The sequence below is a fragment of the Streptomyces sp. NPDC126510 genome, from assembly GCF_040302345.1.
Lineage (GTDB): Bacteria > Actinomycetota > Actinomycetes > Streptomycetales > Streptomycetaceae > Streptomyces.
This window is the reverse complement of the sequence record NZ_JBEORR010000022.1, coordinates 1-13,616: the sequence shown is the minus strand read 5'-3', so window position 1 is coordinate 13,616 and position 13,616 is coordinate 1. Positions and strand designations below refer to the sequence as shown.

The window sequence follows — 13,616 nt, the reverse complement described above, 5'->3', positions numbered from 1 at the left end:
CACTGTCCCCCTGCGGCGGCCCGGCCCCCGGACCCGGCCGGTCCCTCGGTGGCCCGGGGCGTCGAACTCACGCGGGCCACCGCGACCGTGCCGCGGCCGGGGACGCTGTGCAGGGCGAAATCGTCGGAGAGGCGCAGACACGTGCCGAGGCCGGCGCCGAGCGAGCGGGAGGTGGAGAAGCCGTCACGCAGCGCCGCGGGCACGTCGGAGATGCCCGGGCCGTGGTCGACCGCGGCGATCTGCACCACCCGTGACCCCCACAGCCCCTCCCGCAGCACCGGCGGGGCCACGACGTCTATGAGTACCTGACCACCCTCGGCATGCTTCAGCAGGTTCGTGGCGAGCTCGGTCGCGACCAGCGCGGCCGCAGCGGTACGCCGCTCGTCGAGCCCGGCCAGCGCGGCAGCGCCCTCCGCCGCGACCCGTGCGTCGCGCACCCGGGTCGAGTCGCGCACCGGCACGTCCCACACGCGGGGCATCAGACCCCCTCGCGCGGACGCGGCGGCCGTCCCACCCAGCACGTCACCCGCACCGTGGTGCCCGAGCCCGGCGTGGTGTCGATGTCGAAATCGTGCACCAGGCGCCGCGCACCGCTCAAACCCATGCCCAGACCGCCGCCGGAGGTGTAGCCGTCGCTCAGCGCCAGGTCCAGGTCGGCGATGCCAGGCCCCTCGTCGGTGAAGGCCAGCTGCAGCCCTTGCACGCCCGCACCGCCGACCCGCCTCGCCTCCATCTGTCCGCCACCGCCGTGCACCAGGGTGTTGCGAGCCAGCTCGCTGGCCGCGGTGAGGAGCTTGGTCTGGTCGACCAGCCCGAAGCCGAGCCGGGCAGCGGCCTGCCGTACGTGCTGTCGCACCCACACCAGGTCCAGGTCCGACCGGATGGGCAAGCAGGCCTCCACGCCCGAGGCGGTGTGCATCACGGACTCTCCTGACGCGGGCTGCCGGGGCGGGGCGCCGGGGCCTGCTGCGCGAGGAGCTCCATGCCCGCCTCGGTGCTGAGCGCGGTGCTCAGCCCCGGCAGCGTGAGACCCAGTTCGACCAGGGTGATCGCGACCGCCGGGCGCATCCCGGCCACCACGGTGCGCGCCGCCAGCAGCTTGACCTGTGCGGCGATCTCGGCCAGCACCCGGCCGAGGAAGGAGTCGACGATCTCGACACCGGAGATGTCGATGAGGACCCCGCGCACGCCGGTACGGGAGATGGTCTCGGCGAGGTCCTGCTGGAGCTGCTGCGCCGTGCTGTCGTGCAGGTCCCCCTGGAGCGTCACCAGCAGGACGTCGCCGATCCGGAGCACCGGCACATGGCCGGTCGCGGGACGGGGGTACGCGTCGTTCACCGCTGACCCGCGCCCGGCTTCACGATGTCCGCGCCCAGCTGGTGCAGGGCGTACCCCAACGCGTCGGCGAGGCTGGCGCGGGTGATCACGTCCAGGTCCAGGCCGAGATGCACGATGGTCTGCGCGATGGCCGGGCGGATGCCCGAGACGATGCACTCGGCGCCCATGAGGCGCGCCGCGGCGACCGTCTTCATCAGGTGCTGCGCCACCAGCGAGTCGACCGTCGGCACCCCGGTGATGTCGAGGATCGCGAACCGCGCGTGCTGGTCGACGACGGCGTTCAGCAGCGTCTCCATCACGATCTGGCTGCGGGCGCTGTCGAGGGTGCCGATGAGCGGCACGGCCACGATGCCGTCCCACAGCCGGATGACGGGCGTGGCCACCTCCATCAGCTGCAGCCGCTGCCGGTCGCTGAGCGCCTGCCACTCGCTGAGCGCCGTCTGCATGGCCACCAAGCGCAGGGTGCCCATGAGTACCGTCAGCGCGGTGGAACACGCCCGCAGGTGCTCGAGGGGCGCCTGCTCCAGATCCGCGGCCAGTAGGTTCTCCACGGGCGGACGCAGGGCGGCCAGCTCGCTGGAGACCTGAGTGTTGGACAACCCCGCTCGCGAGCGGGCCGCCCCCATCCGAGCCAGCTGCTCGCGCACCCCGCTGAATCCCGCGGCGTCCGGGTCCTCCACCTGCTCCGAGTCGGCCACCTGGGCCAGCGCGTCCACGACGGCCTTGCTCGCTTCCACCGCCTCGTCGCGCGAGACGGTGAACACGGTGCGGAACAGGGCCTCGTCCGCCCACCGTTGGGCGATCTGCTCACGCCGGCGGTGCAGGAAGTCCCTGACCTCGTGGGTGGGCGTCGCGAGCTGTCCGTCCGCTTCGTGCTCCGGCACCTGGTTCTCTCCTCATCCGCGTTGCGTCGACCGAGCCCGCTTCTGGCAACGAGACGGCGATGTGACACTTGCCGGGCGACAACTCTAACCATGCGCCGACCTCGCACGACACCTGCTCCCGGGCAAGTGATCCGGTCCGGGCGAACGGCGGTTGGGGGCCGCCGTCGCCGAGTGTGCGAGGGGTGAGCCATCGTGCGGGCAGGGCGGAGCGAGGCCGGGCCGCCGATCTTCCCCGGCGCCGGGCCCGATGGGGCACTCCGGCCGTCAGAGGCTCTGTCCCCCCGGCTCCTCGGGGTACTCCGGTCCTGCGTCGACACGGGTCAGGGCCTCGTCGACACTCTCCGATATCGGCACGGTGATGCTGACACCGGTCAGATCGAGGATGCGCCGCACGGCCGGCGTCGGACTGATGACGTGCACACTGCCCTCGGTCTTACGGGTCTCCTGGTACACCCGCAGGATGATGTTCATCCCGGACGAGTCCATGAAGGGTACGGACGAGAGGTCGAGCAGGAAGTGCCGTCGGCCGTGGTGGAGTTGGTTGGCCAGATGGGCCTGGAACTCGGTCGCGGTGTCGACGTCCAGGTAGCCGTCGACCGTGATCAGGGCCACGTCCTCCCGGGGCAGCTCGACTTCCACGGACAGCGGGTTCTGGGCGAGGGGCACGGATACCTCCAACAAGTGCTACGGCCTGGGCTGGTCACCTCTGGGGATGACCGCGGTGCGAGGGGAACCCGGTCGTTCTCCGGACTCGAATGCCGTTTCTCATGTGCCTCCCTTCACTGACGGGCTTCGGATGTCACCGCGCCCCCGCGATTACCCCGGAAACCACTCTCCATGCCCCCTCGACGGAACATCGCCGGGACCGGCTGCCGGAAGTCCTGTGCGGTAGCAGGCCTGTGCGCCGAATGCGCTTGCGGCAGCAGGGTAATTGCTGCTGTGGAACGGGGTGGGCGCGGGAGTCCGCCCGATGACATCGCGATCAGCACATCGCCAGGGAGGATGGAACAGCGTGGCCATCGACAGAATCTGGTCGTACGCGCCGGACAGCGGTCACACCGAGGAGCAGGACCTGACCGGTTTCGCCGTCGCCGCGACCGACGGCACGATCGGGCACGTGGACCGGGAGGCCGCCCCGCACGCCATGCGGCACCTGGTCGTCGACACCGGGGTCTGGGTGTTCGGCCGCAGCGTCCTGGTGCCGGCCGGAGTCGTCACGGGCGTCGACACCCAGGGGAGAAAGGTCACACTGGCCTGCAGCAGGGCGGACGCCAAGGCGGCCCCCCGCTTCCAGACAGACAGCGAGACGAGGGACCGGGAGTACCTCCGGGCCGTGGGTGACTACTACGACCGGCTGCCGCCGCGCGAGACGGCCACGGTCTGAGACCCCACGGCCGGGGCGGCCGTGGTCCGAGCCGGTCACGGGCGCCTCGCGCCCGTGACTCTCCCGGCTCACCAGGGCATGAACACATGCACGTCCTTGCCCCGGTCGTCGGCCACCACGCTGACCTGGTCGCACAGCGTGTGGACGAGGTGCCAGCCGATGCCTCCGCCGCCGCTGCGCGGATCGAAGGGGCGGGGGGCGGGCTCGGTGGTGCTGGTGTCGTGCAGAACAACATGCACCCCGTCGAAGGTCCGGCGCATCCGCAGCGCGAACGGCCCGGGGGCGTACTGCACCGCGTTGGCGGCCAGTTCCGTCACCACCAGCAGGATGTCGTCCCAGTACTCGGGGGCAGAGGGCGGGGAGGAGCGCGCCAGATCGCGGAGGAACTCCTCCGCGGCCAAGCGCGCACCGGTCACATCATGCGGCTCGCCCACGAAGGTGTTCGTGCGGCTCGGGATCTCCTCGGAGGTCAGGGCATCGTCCCCACGCGGCTCGGTTGACATATCGCCTTTCCGGCCCGGGCGTCAGCTACGGCTGTCGTCAGGGCTGTCGTCCTTTCTCTTGCGTCGCCACTGTTGCGTGTTCCCGAGGGGGCGAGGCCTACGCGTCCCGGCGCACGCTCAGCGGAACACATTGTCGGAATCGTCCCAGCTCGACGGTTCGGCCGGGGCACTCGGCCGTCCGGGACGCCTGCGGGACTGGTACATCGAGTCGATCTCGGAAGCGTAGTGCCGCACGATCTCGTCCCGCCGCAGCTTCATCGACGGCGTCAGCAGCCCGTTGGTCACGTCGAACGCCTCCGGCAGGACCCGGAACACCCGGATCGACTCCGCGGGCGACACCACGCTGTTGGCCGCGGCCACGGCCCGGGCGACCTCCTCCCGCAGCGCGTTCTCCTCCCGCGCCTCCCGCATCTCGCCCTGCAGGGCCAGTCCGGCCCGCCAGTGCGCGAGGAATTCCGGGTCCAGCGTGATCAGGGCTCCGACGCAGGGCCGGTTGTCCCCCACGACCACCGCCTGGTGGATCAGCGGATGCATCCGCAGCCGCTGCTCCAGGGCCAGCGGGGCGACGCTCTTGCCGCTGCTGGTGATGATGATGTCCTTCTTGCGGCCGGTGATCGTCAGATAGCCCTCCGAGTCCAGCAGCCCGAGGTCCCCGGTGGCGAGCCACCCACCGCGCAGGGCGGCCCGGGTGGCGGCCTGGTCGCCCACGTACCCCTGGAACACCGACGGGCCGCGCACCAGGATCTCCCCGTCCTCGGCCACCTGGATCTCGGTGCCCGGCAGCGCTTGCCCGACCGTGCCGGACTTCTCCCGGCCCAGCGGCTGCATCGTCACCCCGCCGGAGGTCTCCGTCAGGCCGTACCCGTCGTGCACGTAGATGCCGATGCCCTCGTAGAAGAGGGAGAGATCGCGGCTGAGGGGGGAGCCGCCGGACGTCGCCCGCTGCACCCGGCCGCCCAGTGCCGCCCGCAGCCTGCGGTACACCGTCCGCTCGTACAGGGCGTGCTGGAGCCGCAGATCGAAGCCGGGTCCGCGGCCACGGCCCAGTCGCTGGCGCTCCAGGGCCGCGGCGAAGTCCCGGGCCGTTTCGGCGGCCCGCTCGAACAACGCGCCGTGACCCCCCTGCTGCGCCGTGCGCAGGAAGTTCTTGTAGATCTTCTCCAGGACCGAGGGGACCGCGTAGAGGTACGTCGGCCGGAACGAGCGCAGCGCCGACGCCAGCGCCTCCCCGCTCAGATCGGCCTGGTGCCCCATCAACAGCCCGCCGCGCACGCACAGCCCCTGGATCATCAGCCCGTAGACGTGGGAGAAGGGCAGGAACGCGAGCACGGAGCCCTGCTCCCCGCGCGGCGCCGCCGTGTGCCCCCAGCCCGTCAGCAGCGTGTCGCAGGGGCCGGCCAGATTGCGGTGGCTGAGCGCACAGCCCATGGCATGGCCGGAGGTGCCCGAGGTGTAGGCGATGACGGCCGTGGAGTCCGGCAGCACGATGCGGCGCATCGAGTCGACCGTGGCGATCGGGACGAACTCCCCCCGCACCGTGAGCTCCTCGAGGGCGCCCGCGTCCAGCTGCCAGACGTGCCGCAGCAGCGGCAGCGTGGCGCATACCGAGCCGACGGTCATGACGCCCTGCTCGTCCTCCACGACCACGGCCACGCAGCCGGCGTCCCGCAGGATCCACTCGACCTGATCGCGTGAGGCCGTCGGGTAGACCGGGACGACCTCGGCGCCCACGGCCCACAGCGCGTAGCACAGGACCGTCCACTCGAACCGGGTGCGCGCCATGATCGCCACGCGGTGGCCCGGCGCGATCCCGGAGGCGATCAGCCCCTTGGCCACGTCGACCACCGCGTCGCGCAGCTCGATCGCCGTCACCTCCTCCCAGGTCGCGGCGGCGGGGTCGGCCCGCCGGGCGAGCATCGGCCGGGCCGGTTCGCGGTCCGCCGTCTCGAAGACGCTGTCGGCGAGCCCGCCGGTCAGGGGCGCCACGGCCGGGGGAGCGAGGGCGAGGTCGCGCATGCACTGCTCCTGACGTGTACGGGGTGTGACATTGCCGACGGGTACCGTCATCGGCGGTGCTCGAATGTAGTCGAGTCGAGACCCTTCGGGGTCGGAAAATACGGAAGTCGACCCACTGGTGATCTCGGCGTGATCGGGGGACCCGGGTGGCATGACTCACATCAGTCCCGATCCCGAACCCGAACGCACCACCGGTCTGGAGCCCGGCGGCGGTGTACCGCCGGGCGAGACCCCACCCGCGGAGAGCAGCATGCCGGAGACGCTGCCCCGGGAGACCCACAACCCGACCAAGGGCTGGTCCAAGGCCCCGCTGGCCGTGATCATCATCGTCACGGTGCTGATCGCGGCGTTCTTCCTGGCCTACGCCCTCGTCCTGATCCTCTGACCCCCTACCCGTGACAGCCGGGACGCCTCACGACTGCGTGTGGCGGACGCACTCGGTGACGACGTCCCGCAGGCTCCCCGTGCGCTCCATCAGCGCGCGCTGCACCTGAGCGCCGTTGCCGTCTCGCAGCAGCTCGTCGCACGCGGCCCGGGCCCGCTCCAGGTCGCCCGTGCCGTCGAGGGCCTCCTCGACGTGGTCCAGCAGGGCACGCACGACGGCTTCGGCGGGCATGCGCCGCATGGTCGCCGGGTGCAGCAGCTCGCCCGAGAGGCCGGACCGGGCGGCCTGCCAGTCGGCCAGCCGCAACAGGCTGACACTGTGGCCGAGCGGCTCACGCCCCTCCCGCCACTCGCGCGCGGCGGTCTCGACCAGTCCGCGGACGAGCGTGGCGATCAGCACGGCCGTGCCGGAGTGCAGACAGACGTCCGAGACGCGGAGCTCCACCGTCGGGTACCGCTGCGAAAGCCGCGCGTCGAAGTAGATCATTCCATCGTCGAGGAGGGCACCGGTGGCCACCATGTCCGCGATCAGACGGTGGTACCGCTCGGGCGAGCCGAAGATCTCGGTCGGACCGGCCGACGGCCAGCGCAGCCACACCCGGCTGCGATAGCTGCTGTACCCCGTGTCCTTGCCCTGCCAGAACGGCGAGTTCGCGCTGAGCGCCCTCAGAACCGGCAGCCACGGCCGCAGCCGGTCGACGACCGCGACGCCCTCGTCGTCGGATTCGACCGAGACATGGACATGGCAGCCCATGACGAGCTGCTCGCGGGTGGCGATGCCGTACTGGTCCGCCATCCACTGGTAGCGCCGGTTGACGCTGACGGCGGGGCTGACCGGCAGCGGTGAGGTGGCGAGCGCCGCCACGGTGCAGCCGATCTCCCCCGCGTGCCGGGCGGCCTCCTTGCGGCAGCGGACGATCTCCTCGCGCAGGCTCTCCATGGACGACTGCGGATGGGTCGCGAACTCCAGCATCTGCTCGTGGAGTTCCTTCTCAAAAACGTCCTGATCCGCGTCGTCCTTCTCCGCCCGGGCGAGTACCGCTGCGGACAGCGCCCGCGGTTCACCGGTCTCCGGATCGACCAGGAGGAGTTCCTCCTCCACTCCCACGGTGCGCACCTGATGCCCGCCCTTCTGTGCCCTGCCGCGTCGTACCACCGGGTGCTCCCGGTGGTACGACCCCCAGTGCCCCTATCAGCGGGTGGGACACCTGGTGGGACGGCGGGACTTCACACGGCGAACGGCGTCAGCCACACCGTGGCCAGCGGAGGCAACGTGATCCGGACACATCCGTCCTCCGGCTTGACCGGATCCGGGTTGGTCACGCCGCTGCCGCCGTAGCGCGTGTCGTCGGTGTTGAGGCGCTCCTCCCAGGCGACGACGTCCCCCGGCACCCAGAGGCCGTAGTCCTGCCGGACGACGGGGGAGAAGTTCGACACCGCCAGCAGCGGACGGCCCTCGGCGTCGTAGCGGAGGAAGGCGAAGACGTTGTCGTCCGCCGAGTCCACCGCCACCCACCGGAAGCCCTCCGGGCGGGTGTCGCACTGCCACAGCGCCGGCGTCGCCCGATACGCGGCGTTCAGGTCACGGACCAGATCGCGCACGCCCCGGTGGTCACCCGCGGAGTGGTACCCGTCGTCGAGCAGCCACCACTCCGGGCCGTGCTCCACCGACCACTCGGCCCCCTGCGCGAACTCCTGCCCCATGAACAGCAGCTGCTTTCCGGGGTGGCCCCACATGAAGCCGAGGTAGGCCCGGTGCGTGGCGCGCCGCTGCCACCAGTCGCCGGGCATCTTCGACACCAGGGCCTGCTTGCCGTGCACGACCTCGTCGTGCGAGATCGGGAGCACATAGTTCTCGCTGTAGGCGTACACCATCGAGAACGTCATCTCGTGGTGGTGGTACTTGCGGTGCACCGGCTCGTGGGCGATGTACTCCAGCGAATCGTGCATCCAGCCCATGTTCCACTTCAGGCCGAAGCCGAGCCCGCCGGTGTCGGTCGGCCGGGTCACCCCGCCCCAGGCGGTGGACTCCTCGGCGATGGTCACCACCCCGGGAGCGCGCCGGTACACGGTCGCGTTCATCTCCTGCAGGAACCGCATCGCCGCCAGGTCCTCCCGGCCACCGTACGCGTTGGCCTCCCACTGCCCGTCCTCGCGGGAGTAGTCCAGGTAGAGCATCGAGGCGACGGCGTCCACGCGCAGGCCGTCGATGTGGAACTCCTCGCACCAGTACACGGCGTTCGCGACCAGGAAGTTGCGCACCTCGGTGCGCCCGAAGTCGAACTCGTACGTGCCCCAGTCCGGGTGCTCCGCGCGCCGGTCGTCGCCCGGCTCGTAGAGCGGTTCCCCGTCGAACCGGGCCAGTGCCCAGTCGTCCTTCGGGAAGTGCGCCGGCACCCAGTCCATGATCACGCCGAGGCCGGCCCGGTGGCAGGCGTCGACGAAGAAGCGGAAGTCGTCCGGCGTGCCGAGCCGGGCCGTCGGGGCGTAGAACCCGGTGACCTGGTAGCCCCACGACCCGTGGAAGGGGTGCTCGGCGACCGGCATCAGCTCGATGTGCGTGAAGCCCAGGTCCCTGACGTACTTGGGGAGTTCCTCGGCGAGCTGCCGGTAGGTCAGCCCCGGCCGCCACGACGCCAGGTGCACCTCGTACACCGAGAACGGCGCCTCGTGCACGGGTGTGTCGGCGCGGTGCGCCATCCACTCGGTGTCGCCCCACTCGTAGTGCGAGGCCGTCACGATCGACGCCGTGTTGGGCGGCTCCTCGCAGCGCCGGGCCATCGGGTCGGCCTTGAGGAAGCGGTGGCCGTACCGGGAGTGGATCTCGAACTTGTACGGCGTTCCCTCGCCCACGTCCGGCAGGAACAGCTCCCACACGCCCGAGGCGCCCAGCGACCGCATCGGGAACTGTGTCCCGTCCCAGTGGGTGAAGTCCGTGGCGACCCGCACACCCTGCGCGTTCGGCGCCCACACCGTGAACCGGGTGCCGCTCACGCCCTCGTGGGTCATGGGCTGTGCGCCAAGCGCCTGCCACAGCTGCTCGTGGCGGCCCTCGCGGATCAGGTGCAGGTCGAGCTCGCCCAGCGCCGGCAGGAAGCGGTACGGGTCGTGCGTCTCCTGCTCACCCTCCTCGTACGCCACGTGCAGCGTGTACGCGGGGATCGCGTCCAGCGGCAGCACGCCCGAGAAGAGGCCGTCGCCCTCCGAGGCGAGGGCCGTACGCCTGCCGCCGATGACCACGCTCACCGCGCGGGCGAAGGGACGCAGCGCCCGGAACGCGACCCCGCCCGGCACCGGGTGGGCGCCCAGCAGCGCGTGCGGATCGTGGTGGGCTCCCGCCAGCAGGCGCCCCCGGTCCTGCGGGCTCAGGGCGGGCGCGGTCGTGCTCGGGACCGGGCCGGACGGCTCCGGGATTGAGGTGTCTCGCAGGGCCACGGCTCAGTCTCCTCTCACGGCGAGGCGCTCGATCGCCGCCATCGGTACAGGCAGCCAGTCGGGGCGGTGCCGTGCCTCGTACAGCACCTCGTACACGGCCCGGTCCGTCTCATAGGCGCGGAGCAGTCCGTGTTTCTTCCGGGGGTCCCAGCCGGCGCGGGCGGCATAGCCCGCGCAGTAGGCCTCGCGGCAGCGCCGGGCCCACTCGGGGCGCCAGGGGCGGCGCTGCCGGGCGGCGTAGTCGAAGGAACGCAGCATCCCGGCGATGTCCCGCACCGGGGAGTGGGCGCTGCGCCGTTCGGAGAGCGGCCGGGACGGCTCGCCCTCGAAGTCGATGACGAACCACTCGCGCCCGGCCCGCAGCACCTGACCGAGGTGCAGGTCGCCGTGGATCCGCTGGGCGGGCGGCCCCGGGTCGCAACTCGTGAGGGCGGCGAACGCGGTCCGCAGGCCCGGCACGAACGGCTGCAGCGCGGGCACGCAGTGGGCGGCGGCGTCCAGCCGCTCGGTCATCGCGGCCGCCGTCTGCCCGTTCTCCCCGGGCCCGCCCAAGGGGAACGCCGACGCCAGCGCGAGGTGCACCTCCGCGGTGGCTCCGCCCAGCGCACGCGCCTGGACCGTGAAGTCGTCCCCGGAAGTCAGTGCGTTCAGCCCCAGCGTCCAGCCGTCCGAGGCGTCCCGCAGATACGGCTGGAGCACGCCGAGGGTGGCCCTGAACGGATGCCTCGTCTGGAACCAGGCCACGGGGGCCGGAACGCGATGACAGCCCTGGCGGGCCAGGGCACCGGGCACCTCCAGGTCCGGGTTGACGCCCGGCTGGATGCGCCGGAAGACCTTCAGGATGTACTCGTCGCCGTACACCAGCGAGGAGTTGGACTGCTCGGCGTCCAGCAGCCGCGGCACCAGTCCGGCGGGCACCTGCTGGTCCGGGTCGCAGTCGAAGCGCAGGGGGCCCGCGGTGCCCGGTTGCCGCAGCCGGTTCAGCAGGAGCTGGGCGGAACGGGGGTCGTGCAGCGCGTCGTACACCGTCAGCCCGGCCAGCGGCCCCTCCTGCACCCGTCCGATGAGCGCCCGCCCGAGCCGCGGCGACGGGTGCTCCCGTACGCCGAGCAGGAGCTGGTAGCAGTCGCCTGCCGGGGGAGCCCCGCCGGGCGAGGGCACGCCCGTGTGGCCGGCGTGTCCGGCGTGGATGAGCAGATGCAGACAGCCCGGGAAGAGCTCGGTCATCGACAGCAGGCCGAGCTCCGTGACCGGCCGGTCCTTGCCCGCGAACCAGCGCTGCCGGGGCAGCCACTCGCGCAGCAGCCCGCCGAGCGATTCCATGGGCTCGGCCAGACGCCGGAGGTCGGGGTGGAGGAATGCGGTCTTCGGCATGGTCACGCCTCCTTTCGTCGGCGCTGGCTCACAGTCGCCGGCCGATGCGGGAGGCGACCCGGGTGAGCCGGAACCAGTAGAAGCCGTGGCCCCCGAGGGTCAGCAGGTACGGCAGCTCGCCGATGGCCGGGAAGCGGACCCCGCCGAACAGCTCCACCGGGTGCCGGCCCGCGAACTCGCGCAGGTCCAGCTCCGTGGGCTGCGCGAACCGCGCGAAGTTGTTGACGCACAAAACCAGGTCGTCCTCGTATTCCCGCAGGAACGCCAGCACGGCGGGGTTGGAGGAGGGCAGCTCGGTGTACGAGCCGAGTCCGAACGCCGGGTTCTGCTTGCGGATCTCGATCATCCGGCGGGTCCAGTGCAGCAGCGACGACGGCGACGACATCGACGCCTCGACGTTGGTCACCTGGTGGCCGTAGACCGGGTCCATGATCGCGGGCAGGAAGAGACGGCCCGGGTCGGAGGTCGAGAAGCCGGCGTTGCGGTCGGGTGTCCACTGCATCGGCGTGCGCACGGCGTCCCGGTCGCCGAGCCAGATGTTGTCGCCCATGCCGATCTCGTCGCCGTAGTACAGGATCGGCGAACCGGGCAGGGCCAGCAGCAGTGCGGTGAACAGTTCGATGGTGTGCCGGTCGTTGTCCAGCAGCGGGGCGAGCCTGCGGCGGATGCCGATGTTGGCGCGCATGCGGGGGTCCTTGGCGTACTCGGCCCACATGTAGTCGCGCTCTTCGTCGGTGACCATCTCGAGCGTCAGCTCGTCGTGGTTGCGCAGGAACATGCCCCACTGGCAGCCCGAGGGGATGGCCGGGGTCTTGGCCAGGATTTCCGAGACGGGGTAGCGGGATTCGCGGCGTACGGCCATGAAGATGCGCGGCATGACCGGGAAGTGGAACGCCATGTGGCACTCGTCGCCGCCGTTCGCGTAGTCGCCGAAGTAGTCGACGACGTCCTCGGGCCACTGGTTGGCCTCGGCCAGCAGCACCGTGTCCGGATACTGTGCATCGATCTCGCGGCGGACGCGCTTGAGGAACGCGTGCGTGGCGGGCAGGTTCTCGCAGTTGGTGTCCTCGGCCGCGTAGAGATAGGGCACCGCGTCCAGCCGGAAGCCGTCGATGCCCAGGTCCAGCCAGAACTTCAGGGCGGAGATCATCTCCTCCTGCACGGCCGGGTTCTCGTAGTTGAGGTCCGGCTGGTGGGAGAAGAAGCGGTGGAAGAAGTACTGGCCACGCACCGGGTCGAAGGTCCAGTTCGACGTCTCCGTGTCGACGAAGATGATCCGCGCGTCCGGATAGCCCTTGTCGTCGTCGGCCCACATGTAGTAGTCGCCGTAGGGCCCGTCGGGGTCCTTGCGCGACTCCTGGAACCACGGGTGCTGGTCGCTGGTGTGGTTCATGACGACGTCGATGATCACGCGCATGCCGCGCTGGTGGGCGGCGTCCACGAACTCCACGAAATCGGCCAGGTCGCCGAACTCGGGGAGCACGGACGTGTAGTCGGAGACGTCGTAGCCGCCGTCGCGCAGGGGCGACTTGAAGAAGGGCGGCAGCCACAGGCAGTCGACGCCCAGCCACTGGAGGTAGTCGAGCTTGGAGGTGAGGCCCTTGAGGTCGCCGACACCGTCGCCGTCGCTGTCCTGGAACGAGCGGACGAGCACCTCGTAGAAAACGGCGCGCTTGAACCACTCCGGGTCGCGGTCCCTCGCCGGAGTGTCCTCGAAGGTGTCCAGCACGGGCTCGTTCACGGTCATGATGTCTCTGCCCCTCCGTTCGCGTGCGCGGCGGGCGGAGACGCGACGTGAAAGACGTGAGCGGGAGCCCGCCCCGGCTCCAACCGCACGTAGTTGATCCTGCTCCAGTGGTAGGTCTCGCCGGTGAGCTCGTCGCGCACCGGCACCGACTCGTGCCAGTCGAGGCCGAGTTGCGGCATGTCCAGCGAGACCGTGGCCTCCTGGGTGTGGTGCGGGTCGAGGTTGGCGACCACCAGGACCACATCGGAGCCGCTGCGCTTGCTGTATGCGAGGACTTCGTTGTTGTCGGTGTGGTGGAAGCGGAGGTTCCTGAGCCGGCGCAGCGCGGGATGCTCGCGCCGGACGGTGTTGAGCCGGGTGAGCAGCGGGGCGAGGGTGCGGCCCTCGCGTTCGGCGGCTTCCCAGTCACGGTGGCGGAGCTGGTACTTCTCCGAGTCGAGGTATTCCTCGCTGCCTTCCCTGAGCGGGGTGTTCTCGCACAGTTCGTAGCCGGAGTAGATGCCCCAGGACGGTGACAGCGTCGCGGCGAGCACGGCCCGGACCTCGAAGGC

Annotated in this window: 13 protein-coding genes and 1 pseudogene; 2 read left to right on the top strand and 12 right to left on the bottom strand. The window is 71.0% G+C overall.

Translation table 11 applies throughout. The features are described from left to right. Positions 1-5: 5 nt before the first annotated feature. From ABTX60_RS27815 to ABTX60_RS27795, 5 genes and pseudogenes are all read right to left on the bottom strand, one after another. A pseudogene (locus tag ABTX60_RS27815) lies at positions 6-479 on the bottom strand (anti-sigma regulatory factor); the annotation flags it as partial. Continuing rightward, on the bottom strand, positions 479-919 hold the full coding sequence (locus ABTX60_RS27810) for an anti-sigma regulatory factor (protein ID WP_352099879.1): 441 nt from the start codon (positions 917-919) through the stop codon (positions 479-481). The gene ABTX60_RS27810 and the pseudogene ABTX60_RS27815, both read right to left, overlap by 1 nt. Then, positions 919-1,338, bottom strand: coding sequence for an STAS domain-containing protein (locus ABTX60_RS27805; protein WP_352099753.1), 420 nt, complete (start codon positions 1,336-1,338; stop codon positions 919-921). The genes ABTX60_RS27810 and ABTX60_RS27805 overlap by 1 nt, the downstream gene beginning before the upstream one ends. After that, positions 1,335-2,222, bottom strand: coding sequence for an STAS domain-containing protein (locus ABTX60_RS27800; RefSeq protein ID WP_352099752.1), 888 nt, complete (start codon positions 2,220-2,222; stop codon positions 1,335-1,337). Before ABTX60_RS27800 ends, ABTX60_RS27805 begins: the two co-directional genes overlap by 4 nt. Before the next feature lie 264 nt (positions 2,223-2,486). Then, positions 2,487-2,888, bottom strand: a complete 402-nt coding sequence (locus ABTX60_RS27795) for an STAS domain-containing protein (protein WP_352099751.1) — start codon at positions 2,886-2,888, stop codon at positions 2,487-2,489. A 346-nt stretch (positions 2,889-3,234) separates the two neighbouring features. Here ABTX60_RS27795 and ABTX60_RS27790 point away from each other — a divergent pair, with 346 nt between their 5' ends. Continuing rightward, positions 3,235-3,606 carry a PRC-barrel domain containing protein gene (locus tag ABTX60_RS27790; RefSeq protein WP_352099750.1) on the top strand — a complete coding sequence of 124 codons (372 nt, stop codon included), beginning with the start codon at positions 3,235-3,237 and terminating at the stop codon, positions 3,604-3,606. A gap of 68 nt (positions 3,607-3,674) precedes the next feature. Here the strand turns inward: ABTX60_RS27790 and ABTX60_RS27785 are convergent, their stop codons facing one another. Together ABTX60_RS27785 and ABTX60_RS27780 are read right to left on the bottom strand one after the other, a co-directional pair. Then, positions 3,675-4,109, bottom strand: a complete 435-nt coding sequence (locus ABTX60_RS27785) for an ATP-binding protein (protein ID WP_352099749.1) — start codon at positions 4,107-4,109, stop codon at positions 3,675-3,677. Positions 4,110-4,226: 117 nt separating this feature from the next. After that, positions 4,227-6,125, bottom strand: a complete 1,899-nt coding sequence (locus ABTX60_RS27780) for an AMP-dependent synthetase/ligase (RefSeq protein ID WP_352099748.1) — start codon at positions 6,123-6,125, stop codon at positions 4,227-4,229. A gap of 151 nt (positions 6,126-6,276) precedes the next feature. Here ABTX60_RS27780 and ABTX60_RS27775 point away from each other — a divergent pair, with 151 nt between their 5' ends. Continuing rightward, positions 6,277-6,510: a DUF6480 family protein gene (locus tag ABTX60_RS27775; RefSeq protein WP_352099747.1), complete on the top strand. Its 234-nt coding sequence runs from the start codon at positions 6,277-6,279 to the stop codon at positions 6,508-6,510. Between the two features lie 27 nt (positions 6,511-6,537). Here the strand turns inward: ABTX60_RS27775 and ABTX60_RS27770 are convergent, their stop codons facing one another. From ABTX60_RS27770 to ABTX60_RS27750, 5 genes are all read right to left on the bottom strand, one after another. After that, complete coding sequence (locus tag ABTX60_RS27770) at positions 6,538-7,626, bottom strand: glutamate--cysteine ligase 2 (protein ID WP_352099746.1); 1,089 nt, start codon at positions 7,624-7,626, stop codon at positions 6,538-6,540. A 110-nt stretch (positions 7,627-7,736) separates the two neighbouring features. Beyond that, a complete protein-coding gene (gene glgB, locus ABTX60_RS27765; protein WP_352099745.1) occupies positions 7,737-9,944 on the bottom strand; it encodes a 1,4-alpha-glucan branching protein GlgB in 2,208 nt (735 codons plus the stop codon). Positions 9,945-9,947: 3 nt separating this feature from the next. Continuing rightward, positions 9,948-11,318, bottom strand: a complete 1,371-nt coding sequence (locus tag ABTX60_RS27760) for a maltokinase N-terminal cap-like domain-containing protein (RefSeq protein WP_352099744.1) — start codon at positions 11,316-11,318, stop codon at positions 9,948-9,950. Between the two features lie 28 nt (positions 11,319-11,346). Continuing rightward, complete coding sequence (gene treS, locus ABTX60_RS27755) at positions 11,347-13,065, bottom strand: maltose alpha-D-glucosyltransferase (protein ID WP_352099743.1); 1,719 nt, start codon at positions 13,063-13,065, stop codon at positions 11,347-11,349. Beyond that, positions 13,062-13,616: alpha-glucosidase C-terminal domain-containing protein (locus ABTX60_RS27750; protein ID WP_352099742.1), on the bottom strand; the 555-nt coding region annotated here is incomplete at its 5' end. The genes treS and ABTX60_RS27750, both read right to left, overlap by 4 nt.